This is a genomic window from Pedobacter sp. NEAU-ZC8 (assembly GCF_059278965.1).
Window position 1 is genome coordinate 13,382 of sequence record NZ_JCAJXC010000014.1, and the last position, 13,295, is coordinate 26,676.

12 protein-coding genes are annotated in these 13,295 nt (G+C 44.7%); 4 read left to right on the forward strand and 8 right to left on the reverse strand.

The genetic code is table 11. The features are described 5' to 3' along the window. Nucleotides 1-21: 21 nt before the first annotated feature. On the forward strand, nt 22-495 hold the full coding sequence (rlmH, locus tag AC5WJX_RS12100) for a 23S rRNA (pseudouridine(1915)-N(3))-methyltransferase RlmH (RefSeq protein ID WP_440428044.1): 474 nt from the start codon (nt 22-24) through the stop codon (nt 493-495). A gap of 236 nt (nt 496-731) precedes the next feature. Here the strand turns inward: rlmH and AC5WJX_RS12105 are convergent, their stop codons facing one another. The 5 genes from AC5WJX_RS12105 to lpxK form a co-directional block, all read right to left on the reverse strand. Then, on the reverse strand, nt 732-1,277 hold the full coding sequence (locus AC5WJX_RS12105) for a DUF5606 family protein (RefSeq protein WP_440428045.1): 546 nt from the start codon (nt 1,275-1,277) through the stop codon (nt 732-734). A 27-nt stretch (nt 1,278-1,304) separates the two neighbouring features. Further along, nucleotides 1,305-1,766, reverse strand: coding sequence for a peptidylprolyl isomerase (locus AC5WJX_RS12110; protein ID WP_440428046.1), 462 nt, complete (start codon nt 1,764-1,766; stop codon nt 1,305-1,307). Between the two features lie 92 nt (nt 1,767-1,858). Further along, entirely contained in the window at nt 1,859-3,862 is a 2,004-nt protein-coding gene (locus tag AC5WJX_RS12115) for a putative porin (protein ID WP_494484728.1), read from the reverse strand. Then, on the reverse strand, nt 3,862-4,677 hold the full coding sequence (locus tag AC5WJX_RS12120) for a purine-nucleoside phosphorylase (protein ID WP_494484729.1): 816 nt from the start codon (nt 4,675-4,677) through the stop codon (nt 3,862-3,864). The genes AC5WJX_RS12115 and AC5WJX_RS12120 overlap by 1 nt, the downstream gene beginning before the upstream one ends. Continuing rightward, nucleotides 4,625-5,707, reverse strand: a complete 1,083-nt coding sequence (gene lpxK / locus AC5WJX_RS12125) for a tetraacyldisaccharide 4'-kinase (protein WP_494484730.1) — start codon at nt 5,705-5,707, stop codon at nt 4,625-4,627. Before lpxK ends, AC5WJX_RS12120 begins: the two co-directional genes overlap by 53 nt. 119 nt (nt 5,708-5,826) lie before the next feature. On the opposite strand from lpxK, the gene pruA reads away from it, so the two are divergent. After that, the gene (gene pruA, locus AC5WJX_RS12130) at nt 5,827-7,461 is read left to right on the forward strand and encodes an L-glutamate gamma-semialdehyde dehydrogenase (protein WP_494484731.1); all 1,635 of its coding nucleotides are present in this window, start codon (nt 5,827-5,829) and stop codon (nt 7,459-7,461) included. A 102-nt stretch (nt 7,462-7,563) separates the two neighbouring features. Here pruA and AC5WJX_RS12135 read toward each other — a convergent pair whose 3' ends face one another. The 3 genes from AC5WJX_RS12135 to AC5WJX_RS12145 form a co-directional block, all read right to left on the reverse strand. Further along, complete coding sequence (locus AC5WJX_RS12135; protein WP_494484732.1) at nt 7,564-8,244, reverse strand: carbonic anhydrase; 681 nt, start codon at nt 8,242-8,244, stop codon at nt 7,564-7,566. A 34-nt stretch (nt 8,245-8,278) separates the two neighbouring features. Continuing rightward, complete coding sequence (locus AC5WJX_RS12140) at nt 8,279-9,883, reverse strand: SulP family inorganic anion transporter (protein WP_494484733.1); 1,605 nt, start codon at nt 9,881-9,883, stop codon at nt 8,279-8,281. 111 nt (nt 9,884-9,994) lie between these two features. Further along, nucleotides 9,995-10,330 carry a hypothetical protein gene (locus AC5WJX_RS12145; RefSeq protein WP_494484734.1) on the reverse strand — a complete coding sequence of 112 codons (336 nt, stop codon included), beginning with the start codon at nt 10,328-10,330 and terminating at the stop codon, nt 9,995-9,997. A 192-nt stretch (nt 10,331-10,522) separates the two neighbouring features. Between AC5WJX_RS12145 and AC5WJX_RS12150 the strand changes: the two genes are divergently transcribed. Together AC5WJX_RS12150 and AC5WJX_RS12155 are read left to right on the forward strand one after the other, a co-directional pair. Further along, entirely contained in the window at nt 10,523-12,064 is a 1,542-nt protein-coding gene (locus AC5WJX_RS12150; RefSeq protein ID WP_494484735.1) for an acyl-CoA carboxylase subunit beta, read from the forward strand. Continuing rightward, on the forward strand, nt 12,065-13,237 hold the full coding sequence (locus AC5WJX_RS12155) for an MFS transporter (protein ID WP_440428055.1): 1,173 nt from the start codon (nt 12,065-12,067) through the stop codon (nt 13,235-13,237). The last annotated feature ends 58 nt before the right edge of the window (nt 13,238-13,295 follow it).

Below are 13,295 nucleotides of genomic sequence, written 5' to 3' on the forward strand. Positions count from 1 at the left end.
ATAGAAAATGAGGAATAAAGGATGAAGATTACGTTACTGGTGGTGGGAAAAACGGAGGATAGATATTTGATCGAGGGCATGGAGAAATACCTGAACCGCTTAAAACATTATATCACCTTCAATATGGTGGTGATCCCGGAGTTAAAGAACACTAAAAACCTAACAGAAGCACAGCAGAAAAGCAAGGAAGCGGAAAGCATTTTGAAGCAGGTCAGCAACCTGGATGTGGTGGTACTGCTGGACGAGAAAGGCCGGAAATACACCTCGGTATCATTTTCAAATTATCTGAACAAACAGATGATCGGGAGTGTTCAGCATCTGGTATTTGTAATTGGCGGGCCCTACGGTTTCGATGAATCTGTCTACAAGCGTGCAAACTCAAGTCTGAGCTTGTCGGAGATGACGTTTTCACATCAGATGGTGCGCCTGTTTTTTATTGAACAGTTATACCGGGCATTCAGTATCCTGAAGGGTGAGCCCTATCATCATGAATAGTGATTATGGCATGTGGAAAATCGAGCTTTTCTACATCGTAAAAGAAAGGAGTAAATATGCAATTTGGAGATTTTAAAAGAAAGTACAATTATAAAAGCGATACCAGTGCGAACCGGGGCAGTTACTGGCTGGCGATCATCATTTCAGTAATAGCCTTCGTGGTTATCTGGTATTTTTTATAGAAAACACAAAAAAAAGCCGGATCATTGATCCGGCTTTCCTTATAATGGCTTTAATTATACACCTTTTTTAGAGGTCATACTTACCTTTTTAGCAGGCTGACTAGTCTTGCTTGGCGCTTTTGCGTTAGCAGGTTTTACCGCTGCTGCAGCTGCTGCTTTAGACTTCTTTTCAAGGTCTGCTTTTACTGCTTCCTGCTGAGGATCTAATTCCGGCGCTTCTTCTGTAAATAAAGGCTGATCTTTAAGGATGTTGTACCAGCTGATGATCTTCTTCATATCAGAAACATATACCTTCTCCTGATCGTGATTTGGTGCAACTTCAAGGAAGAAAGATTTCAACTTTGCTGCATCTGCTTTGGTATCTGGTACATTGTCCGCCTGTGCTGCAATTTTTGCAAGTACATCGCTAAGTTTGATGTCATCATCCTCACCATAAACGGTGATGTCTTCCAATGAAGCTAATTTGGTGTTCGAAATATTAGCAACAATTTTCACTTTCTGGGCATCAAGGCTTTCCAATACATATCCTGCCTTATTCTGACCAACAAGCTTAAATAATCCCGGTCTCCCTGAAACCGCAACAATTCCTCTTAAATTCATATTATATAATTTTATAGAAGCGAAGAATTAACCTTCAATAACTTCAATTGTTAAAATCTTGTCGCCTGCTTTGATGTCATCAACGATATCAACGTTTTCTACCACTTTACCGAAGCAAGTGTGGTTTCTATCCAGGTGAGCTGTATTGTTTCTGCTGTGGCAGATGAAGAACTGAGAACCGCCAGTGTTTCTTCCAGCGTGAGCCATAGACAATACGCCACGATCGTGATACTGATTTTCGCCAGTCAATTCGCAATCTATTTTGTAACCCGGGCCACCAGTACCTGCAAGGTGTGCTTTTGCTGGGTCTTTAGAGTTCGGGCAACCACCTTGAATTACGAAATCAGGGATCACGCGGTGGAATGTTACACCATCGTAAAATCCTTCACTAGCTAATTTCTTAAAGTTAGCTACGGTGTTCGGCGCATCGTTATCATAAAATTCAACAGTCATGTCGCCTTTTGCTGTCTTTATTATCGCTTTGCTCATATTTGTATGTTTAAATGTCAAATTTAGTAAAATCAATTGATTCCCATGTAAATGGAATTAAATAGCACCTGCAGCTCCCTTAAACAGGCATGTTAATCGTAGAAGTTCCAGCTTACGCCAAACTTCAGCATGCTGTCTGGCATCGGATACCGGCTGGTGGTGTAAAAGCCTTTGGAGAACAAACCCTGATTGGCGTAGTCGTACTTCACAAAGATATTTGCCTTGCGCAAGCTTGCCCTTAACCATACATCCACAACCGGCTCGGTATTCAGCTGACCGCCATTACCCAGGTAAAACTGACTGGTTGATGGGGAGTAAGAGTAAGACTGGAAGGGTGTGTTGTATCTTACGTCGAAACCCAGGTTGGTACGAAGCACTTTGAAGAATGTCTGGTTGAAGAAAAAGGTGTTGAAAGTATAGACCTCCGGTGTTCTCAGGATGTTCTGCTGATCGGTTTTTTGGTACACTACATAGGTTTCAAAGTTGAATTTACCGAACACGAACTTTTTACCCAAGGTGAGTTTAAGCAGGCTGATGGCATCCGGGTTTTGCATTGGTCTGATTGCCAGCGCCTCTTCCGCGCTCTTAGGCGCAAAATACAGGTAGTCGTTCACCAGATAGTACTGCGCACCGGCTTCAAGCCGCAACCTGTCATTCAGGTAGTTGAAAGATAGGTTGATGATCTTGGTGCGATCAAAACTTTGGTTTCTCCACTCATCGTGGTTTCCGATATGCTGAATGTAAATTTGTTCCGGTGATTTATTCTGCATATAAGCACCCAGTTCAATGCGGCCGATGTTATTGCTCAACAGCACGTTACTTTTTGCCTCATATAGAAAATCCCCGATCTGCCTGCCTTGAAAGATCTGCTGTACGTCTACATTCAGGTCAATACGATTGCTGAAACGGTAGCCAAGTGATCCCAGCAACGTGGTATTATTCACATTGCTTTTATATTCCCTGACGCCGGTTTCTGTCTGGGAGTTGGCGCGGAACTGTTCGTAGTTATAGATGTCGTTTCGAAGGCCAACATTCAGCTTAAGCTCGTTCTTGATGATGGTACTGCCCTTTCCGCGTAGAAAGAAGCTATAAATAAACTCATTCTGCAGGTGCGTAACCATGGTGGAGTCATTGGTATAGTTGGCATCCAGGATCCCGGGCGCCAGTACGGTATTATCATCCGCTTCATTTTTGGTAAAGTTGAACGATTTGGTTTCATACACCAATGTATGTGAGATCTTGTTCGTTGGCAATACTTTGGCGGTAATCTCCTGTTGTAGAGTATCTATCCGCCCAACGAAATAGTTCTGTTTCAGCATGTATGACTTTTGGCGCCACAGCTGTCTGGCACTGCTTAATCGGATGTTCTCTGCCTCTCTGGAGAATGCATTCTCCTCACTGGTGAAAATGTTGTCGTTTTGAACGGAACCATTTTCCTGTGCTTTGAGTGTGTTGAACACCGCATTGGCCCAAAGGTTGTAACGCTTGCTGGGCGATTGGTACCAAGTGAAAAACACCCCATTTAAGTGATCACCACGCTGCCGGGCATAGAGGCCGTTTGCACCGATACGATTATAGTTGGCACCAAAGTTCCAATTAGGTTTGATGTTCTGTGAATGCGTCGCTTTGAACACCTGTTCCGCTTGTCCGCCACTCACGTAATACAGATTGCTGAATGGTGACCGGGCCTGGTAATAGATCACATCATCGTGGGTCATGGCATAATAATCCAGGGCATGAAAACCCGGATCAAAGCCTATGGTTTTGGTTGGGGAAAAAAGCATGTCCCTTGCCGCTAGTCCGAGGTTACCGAGGTTTATCGTCGGTCGGCGCGGCTGATAGAGCTGGCTGTAATTCTGAAAACCACGCAAACTGGTATCCAGTGGCAGCGTCTGGATGCTGTCTCTGGTTAACCGTAGGGTCGTAAAGCGAACATATTTAGAGGTGAATACCACCGAATCTCCCGCATTCTCCAGTTTGTTCCTTAGTGAATCCAGTTCTTTATTATCGGTAACAGTAGTTTTAAGATCCTGTGCTGCAGCACCGAATGCACAAAAACAGGTAAGTAAAACCAGGAGTAATGGGGTTTTAAACATTATAATGCAGAGATTAACTGACTTAATATGTGCGTCATTTTAGGTTCGGCATGTTTTGCCGTCTCAATGATATCTTCCAGGCTTGTTGGCTGAAGGTCTTCCGGGAATCCTTCATCGGTGAGTACGGAAATTGCGAATACCGGCACCGACATGTGATTGGCAACGATAACTTCCGGTACGGTACTCATACCAACAGCGTCGCCACCAATAATCCTTAGGTACTTGTATTCTGCTCTGGTTTCCAGGTTTGGCCCGGTTACAGACACGTATACCCCCTGATGACAGGTGATGTCATTCGCTTTTGCAATCTCCAATGCTTTCCCGATAAGGTCTTTATTGTAGGGCGCACTCATATCCGGGAAACGCGGCCCCATGTCCGCATCATTGCGGCCACGCAGCGGGCTTTCTGGCTGAAGGTTGATGTGGTCGTTAATGACCATGAGGTCACCTTTCTTGAACGCTGGGTTTAGGGAGCCTGCAGCGTTAGATACAAAAAGCCACTGTATGCCCAGGGCTTTCATTACTCTAATCGGGAAAGTGATCTGTTGCATGGAATAACCTTCATAGTAGTGCAGACGGCCTTGCATTGCAACTACTTTCTTGCCATTCAGTGTGCCGAAGATGAGTTTTCCGGAGTGGAACTCCAAGGTGGAGATGGGGAAGTTTGGTATGTTGGAATACATCAAACTAAACGCCACTTCAATTTCTGTCACCAAACCGCCAAGACCTGTACCGAGTACGATGCCTATTTCCGGTTCGAAATTACTTGTTCTTTGCTTGATGTATTGAACGGTCTCTTGTATGCTTTGATACATATGTTAGAATCTCTTGATTAAATTTTAGTTGGTCGGCTGCATGAATATCCACCTTTATTGGCAGAAAAAATACAGGCAAATTTAGTAGTAAATCTTTGATACTTGCATCTAATAAACGCTGGGCATCCTTTTCTGTTGTTATGATCAGTTTTTCTCTATCCGGACAGGAATTAAATGCCTGCACCAGGGACTTGATTTCCGACGTGCTGAACTTATGATGATCGGGATAAGTATGTTGTATGACCTGCCGGTATTCGCCCTCCAGGTATTGCAACAAAGGTTTTGTATTGGCGATCCCCGTTAAGAGAAATACGGTTTGAGCCGGCCCTATCGTCGTTTTTTCCGGGGTAGTTGCATATACCGGTTGTAAACTGTTGTATTGAATACTCGCATAAGCGATCTTTTCAGGATTCAGGGCGTTGAATTTGCGCTTAATCTGCTGCTTCGTAGGTTCATCAACAATTATCGGACTTTTGGTGATTAAAATCTGTTCTGCTCTTTTGTAGCCTGGGAAAGGCTCCCTAAGATCGCCCGTTGGCAGCAGCCATTGCGGTCTGCGCATCTTTTCATATTCGAACAACAAAATAGAATAACCAGGTTTTACTTTCCGGTGTTGAAAAGCGTCATCAAGGATGATCAGGTCATGGTCCGCCTGTAGTCGTTCGATTCCGGTGATGCGGTCCTCGCACACGGCGACAGTAACCTGCGGAAATTTCTGGTAATACTGCAGGGGTTCATCACCGATGCTTTTGGCTGTTGCAGCAGCATCCGCCAGGATAAAACCTTTGGTTTCCCGGCCATAACCGCGACTGAGGATTGCAACCCTGTACTGGCTTAGCAGTCGCACAAGGTATTCGGTTACAGGCGTTTTACCGCTTCCGCCAACGGCGAGGTTACCGACGCATATCACTGGCAAGTCAAATTGGCGGCTTTTAAAGATGCCCCAGTCATAACACTTATTTCGTATAATCACGATAATGCCGTACAAGATTGCGAAGGGAAAGAGTAATGGTCGTATGTATTTTATCATGCCTGCATTCAAAAATAACAAATATTAAATGGTTTACCAGCGCATGACGTCCAGGCTTGCCTCCAGCCACGATTGGCTTTGAAAAATCCGTATATTTGTATAAACATTAACATTAAACTATGCTTAAAGGATTTTTTAACGTACCTACCCCTGTCAACGAAACCATATTAGAGTATGCACCAGGCAGCAAAGAGCGTCAGTTGCTAAAGGCAGCGATCGCTGAAGCACGTTCAAAGCAGCTTGATATACCAATGCATATTGGTGGCAAGGCCGTACATACTGATCAAAAAGGGAATGTAACCCCTCCACATGATCATCAACATATATTAGCGAAATACAGTAAAGGTGATAGCAGCCATGTGCAGCAAGCCATTGATGCAGCCTTGGCTGCAAAAGCGGATTGGGAGAACCTGGCCTGGGAACACCGCGCTTCGATCTTCCTGAAAGCGGCTGACCTGATTGCTGGTCCTTACCGTTATAAACTGAACGCAGCAACCATGCTGGGTCAATCCAAAAACGCCTACCAGGCGGAGATTGATTCTGCCTGTGAGCTGATCGATTTCTTACGTTTCAACGTAAGCTACATGTCGGATATCTACAAGCAACAGCCTCCGGTATCCAGCAAAGGTACCTGGAACAGGGTTGAACAACGCCCCTTAGAAGGGTTTGTATTCGCTTTGACTCCTTTCAACTTTACTGCAATTGCTGGTAACTTACCGACTTCTGTAGCCATGATGGGTAACGTTGTGGTTTGGAAACCTGCAAATACGCAGATCTATGCTGCCAACCTGTTGATGGAGATCTTCAAAGAAGCTGGTTTACCTGATGGTGTAATCAACCTGATCTATGTATCTGGTCCGGTTGCGGGAGATGTGATCTTCAACCATGCAGATTTCGCCGGTATCCACTTCACCGGATCAACAGGCGTATTCCAGGACATCTGGAAAACCATTGGTACAAACATTCACAAATACAAAACTTATCCACGTATTGTTGGTGAAACTGGTGGAAAGGACTTTATTCTGGTTCATGGTTCTGCAGATGTGGAAGCATCAGCGACTGCCATTGTAAGAGGCGCATTTGAATATCAGGGACAGAAATGTTCTGCAGCTTCAAGGGTTTATGTTGCGCAAAGCGTTTGGCCGCAGATTAAAGAACTTATGGTTCGTGATCTGGCGACCTTCAAAATGGGTGGAACGGAAGATTTCAGCAATTTCATCAATGCAGTGATCGACGAGAACTCGTTCGATAAACTGGCTAAATACATCGACGCAGCTAAGGAAGATCCAGCATTGGAAATTATTGCCGGTGGTGGTTACGACAAATCTAAAGGTTACTTTATTGAGCCTACAGTAATTGTGGTTAAAGACCCTAGATACGTGACCATGTGTGAGGAGCTATTCGGTCCGGTATTGACCGTTTATGCATACGAGGATGCAGATTTTGATGAAGTGATCAAAATCATTGACACTACTTCCATCTATGCTTTAACAGGATCAATCATTGCACAAGATCGCTACTCTATTGAAAAAGCATCCATAGGACTTCGTAATGCTGCTGGTAACTTCTATATCAATGATAAATGTACCGGCGCTGTGGTTGGTCAACAGCCATTTGGTGGTGCAAGGGGTTCAGGTACAAACGACAAGGCGGGATCAATGATCAACTTGCTGCGTTGGGTATCTCCACGTGCGATCAAAGAAACATTTGCACCAGCGAAAGACTACCGCTATCCATTCTTAGCAGAAGACTAAGCGGTATTTACCTTGAAATTTCGCCTAAATGAAAAGCTCCTGGAAATACCAGGAGCTTTTTCATTATTAAACTAAAAACAGTATTGATTCAAAAGTCGCGGCTTACTGTGCAACTTTTGGTGCTTCACTCACCCTGAATACCGGGGAAAGGTTGTCCGGTCCGGCTGAGCTTAATCCAAGGTCCGTAATTAAGCCGGTTTCAATGCTGTACACCCAGCCATGAACGCTAAGCTTTGCACCGTTAGCCCACTTGTTCTGAACGATAGATGTTTTTGAAAGGTTATACACACTTTCTGCAACATTTAGTTCCACGAGTCTGTTGCATCTTTCTTTATGATCGGTAATACTTTCCATCTCATCATGGTGTAAACGGTAAGTATCTTTGATAGCACGTAGCCAGTTATCAATAATACCGAACTGCTTATTACCTAAAGCAGCTTCTACCCCACCACAGCCGTAGTGACCACATACAATCACGTGTTCTACGCCTAATACGTTCACAGCATAATCCAGCACGCTAAGCATGCTCATATCGGTGTGTACAACAACGTTAGCGATGTTTCTCAATACGAAGATGTCGCCAGGATTGGTATTCGTGATCTGGTTTGCCGGCACACGGCTATCTGAGCAGCCGATCCATAATACAGGTGGTTTTTGGCCTTTAGCAAGCTTGTTGAAGAAATCAGGATTTTCTTCAAGGGTTTTTGCTACCCATTCTTTATTACCTGCTAATAAGCTTTCGTATGTAATTTGAGCGTGTTGTTCTTCATGTAATGCGCACATATGAATTATTTTTTATGGTTGTTTTAGGTTATAATTAGTTGTTGATATCTTCCATTACACGGGTGTCTATCTTTGGCACGGTATAATTCTTTTTGATGTTCTCCAATTGAACAATGATTCCTTTTGTATAGGCGTTGTGTTTGAAGTTATTGATGATCTCCAATACGTCAGGATCGATATAACGGGCATTGGTTCCATCAATGACGACATTGGTCTCTTTCGGTATCTTCGTTAGCATCACCTGGATTGCAGCCTTGTTCAGGAAGGATACTTCCTCTGCAAGTTTGATCCTGATGTTCTTCTTTTTGTCATCATGTGTGATTCTGTAAAAGAAAGAGTTACGCATATTGGTACGTAGCAGGTAGAAAATAGATACTACCATACCCAATGCAACACCTTTTAACAGGTCGGTAAAGATTACCGCCAGCACCGTTACCGCAAATGGCACGAATTGGTCCCAGCCTTTGTGGTACATGTGTTTGAACAGGTCTACCCTGGCCAGTTTATATCCCGTTACGATCAGCACTGCTGCAAGACAGGCAAGCGGAATAAGGTTGATCACAAATGGTATAAACAGGAGCGAAAGTAATAGCCAGGTACCGTGGAAGATTGCAGACATTTTGGTCCGTCCACCAGCACCAACGTTTGCCGAGCTACGTACAATAACGGAAGTCATCGGTAAGCCACCTAGAAATCCACTCACCATGTTACCAGCACCCTGTGCCATCAACTCACGGTTGGTTGGTGATACACGTTTGATCGGGTCGATCTTATCAATCGCTTCAATACTTAACAGGGTTTCCAAACTTGCGACAATAGCGATGGTACCTGCTACGATCCAAACATTTTTATTGGTGATCTGGGAAAAATCGGGCGTGGTAAACAAGCCGGTAAACTCGTTCCATCCATTAACGATAGGAATAGAAACCATTTGATCTGGTCTCAATGCAAGGCCAGTGTTACTGAATACGATTGTTAACACAATACCGATGATTACAACCACAAGGGGCGCAGGCACAAGGGCTAATTTCTTGAATTTCGGCCAGATCAATAATACAGCGATAGAAAGTACACTGATGACAATGGCAGCAACACTAAACTGCCCTAAAGCGTTTTCAAGTGCGGAAAAAGTATTCTGCTGATCGTTTTGGACGAAAGCCTCGTCTCCTGGGAAGTCTGAATCGACGCCTAAAGCATGTGGGAGTTGTTTCAAGATCAGTATGATACCGATCGCGGCAAGCATACCTTCAATTACGCTGGAAGGGAAGTAGTTACCAATGGTGCCCGCTTTAGCGAGACCTAAGGCAAACTGCATTACCCCGGCAAGCATTACTGCAAGGATAAAGGTCTGGTAGCTGCCGAGACTGGCAATTGCACCTAATACAATCACCGTTAAACCAGCTGCTGGTCCACTTACGCTAAGCTGAGAACCGCTAAGGGCACCTACGACGATACCACCGACAATACCCGTGATTAATCCGGCGAAGAGTGGCGCACCTGACGCCATAGCAATACCTAAACATAATGGCAAGGCTACTAAGAAAACAACGATACTCGCCGGTAAATCGTGTTTTAAATTCTTTTTAAGAAAGTACTTTTTTAATCCCAACCCTGATAGGGTTGATTTCTCATTTTTCATAAACAATATTATTCAAAGAAATTAAATGCACCTGATGCACAGGTATAACCAAGATCTTTAATGGAAATTAAACTAGATGTTCGCGCCGTGATTACAGCGGATTAGTTATTGTTATGAAAAGTTCGGTGGCGGTGTAGGCACCGAAGGATGATATGGATTTACATATCGCTTGGAATGTTTTAGAAAGCTATTGGTTAACATGAAATCATAAACCACAGGAATGTAAGTGTTGTAAGTATGGTTGATGATCTTAAAATCCACATACTTCACCGTCTTACCGGTTTCATTGTCTGATCCATGTTCCAATTCAACCTGCATGATTACAGAGTTGACCAACTCCTTGTCCATTTTCTGCAGAAATACAGGTGCAGCGGAGATCACCATCTTCGCGCAGAACACGCTTAGAAAAATGATTGCTACAAAAAACTGGTACTTCTTTCTGGACATTTTAAGCTGAATATTTTTTATTCTCGTCCAAAAATAATACCCCAATGATAATTTACATCATCAGTCATGTAAAAAATTTGTAATTAACGCTGATTGCATTTGGGAACTTCACAAAATTATAATCAAAACAACACAGTTATAGGGTAAAATTGAGCTTTAAATGTAATTTAGCCTGAATAGTATATTTTGGAAATGGAAAATAAGTTAGCGCTATTAAAGGATAAAGTACAACAGGCCATGGCAGCTGGTGGTGAGGCCAGAATTGCCAGTCAGCATAAAAAAGGTAAACTGACTGCCCGGGAACGACTACATTTCTTGCTGGATGAAAATTCCTTTGAAGAAATTGGCATGTTGGTGACCCACCGTAGCACTGACTTCGGCATGGAGAAAGAAAAGTACTATGGGGATGGTGTGGTGACCGGTTATGGTACTATAGCGGGTCGCCTGGTTTACGTGTTCTCGCAGGATTTCACCGTTTTTGGTGGTTCCCTTTCAGAGACCCATGCGGAGAAGATCTGTAAGGTAATGGATATGGCCATGAAGAATGGCGCACCTTTGATTGGCTTGAACGATAGTGGAGGTGCCAGAATTCAGGAAGGCGTAGTGTCTTTGGGCGGCTATGCTGATATCTTCTACAAGAACGTACAGGCCTCGGGTGTGGTTCCTCAGCTTTCCGCAATCATGGGTCCCTGCGCGGGAGGTGCAGTATATTCTCCTGCCATCACCGATTTTGTGCTTATGGTGGAGAACACATCTTACATGTTTGTTACCGGCCCTAATGTGGTGAAAACGGTGACACACGAACAGGTTACATCCGAAGAACTGGGCGGCGCGTCTACGCATGCAACCAAATCTGGTGTAACGCATTTCTCCTGCGTGAACGAGCTGGACGCCATTAACCATATCAGAAAGCTGCTGAGCTATATGCCGCAGAACTGTGAGGAGATCCCTACACAGTTGCCATATACGCCAGAAGATGAAAGCAGACCAGCGCTGAACAGCCTTTTACCAGAAAGCTCCAGTCAGCCTTACGACATGCGCGAGGTAATTGCCTCCATTGCAGATGCAGACAGCTTTCTGGAAGTACATAAAGATTTTGCGGAGAATATTGTGGTCGGCTTTGCACGCCTTGCGGGCAGAAGCATCGGCATCGTAGGCAACCAGCCGGCGTACCTTGCAGGGGTTCTGGATAACCACGCCTCGATTAAGGCTGCACGTTTTGTGCGGTTTTGCGATTGCTTCAACATTCCCCTGCTGGTATTGGAGGATGTTCCTGGCTTCCTACCGGGTACTGATCAGGAATGGAACGGCATCATCAGCAATGGCGCGAAACTATTATATGCATTTAGCGAAGCAACCGTTCCGCGGATTACGGTCATTACCCGTAAAGCTTATGGCGGCGCCTACGATGTGATGAATTCCAAACATATTGGTGCGGACCTGAACTATGCCTGGCCGAGTGCTGAAATCGCAGTTATGGGGGCAAAAGGTGCTGCAGAGATCATCTTCAAGAAAGAAATCAGTACGGCTGAAAACCCGGAACAGAAATTGCAGGAAAAGGAGCAGCTGTATGCAGAGATTTTCGCGAACCCTTACCGGGCTGCAGAACGTGGATTTGTTGATGAGGTGATTGAACCTTCGCAGACGCGTAACAAGCTAATTAAAGCGTTTAAGATGCTGGAAAACAAAGTTGTAAACAACCCAAGAAAAAAACACGGGAACATACCATTATAAATGAAGTTAAGTCGTGCAGACGTACTGCTAATGGCCTTTTGTACGGGTCTGATTGTAGCAAACATTTACTATTGCCAACCGCTCATTATCCTGATCGCAAGAGAGTTTCATATTTCGGAGAGTGTTGCAGGCCGAGCGACCTACCTTACCCAGGCAGGTTATGCGATCGGGCTGTTGCTGCTGGTACCACTTGGTGATATGTTCGAACGTAAGAAACAGATCCTGGTGATTACCGGACTGGCCATTCTATCTTTACTACTGGCAGGATTTTCTCATTCTTTCGGTGTGTTGCAGGTGGCCTGCGTACTCATCGGCGCCAGTTCTATTGTGCCACAGCTTATCCTACCCATGGCTGCAAACCTATCTTCAGATGAAAACCGCGGACACACCATTGGTATTATCATGAGCGGTTTGCTGATTGGAATCCTGGGCTCCAGGTCCGTTAGCGGCACCATTGGATACCTCTGGGGCTGGCGTTCCATGTTCCTGATTGCTGCCGGCATATGCCTATTGCTGGTCCTGCTGATGGCTAAACGCTTTCCTGCAAGTTTACCAGGCTTCAAAGGGAACTATAGACAGCTGATGGGATCCATGTTCGGATACATCAAAACGCAGCCTGTATTAAGAGAAACCTCTTTAATTAACTTCCTTGCTTTTGCGACACTAAGTGCATTCTGGACCACGATGGTGTTGTATCTGGCGAGTCCGCCTTTCAATTTCCAATCTTTGCAGATTGGTTTGTTCGGCATTGCTGGTGCAGCAGGTGCACTTGCTGCCCCGCTGGTAGGTAAGTTAAGTGACGCCCGTGACCCAAGAAGGAATCTGTTGATCGGGCTGGTGCTACAATTAATCAGCATCATTGCCTTCTATTTTACGCAGAGTCATCTGTTCCTATTCGTTGCCGGGATTATACTGCTGGATATTGGTCAGCAGGCGATCCATGTAACGAACCAGACCAGGATCTATGCTTTGATTCCGGAGGCTCGTAACCGGCTAAACACCGTGTTTATGTCCGTGAGCTTTGTGGGTGCATCGGTGGGCTCGGCAGCGGGCTTATGGCTTTGGGATCTGGGGCACTGGCCAATGTTTTGCCTCGGCTCGGGTTTAGTGATTAGCACCAACATCCTGATCTATTACTTTTATAAACAGCGACAGCAGCCTGAACTGGCCTAGCATTTTAAGAACCTTAAATTGTAAGTAAAAGAGGCAATAATTACCGCCTCGATATATC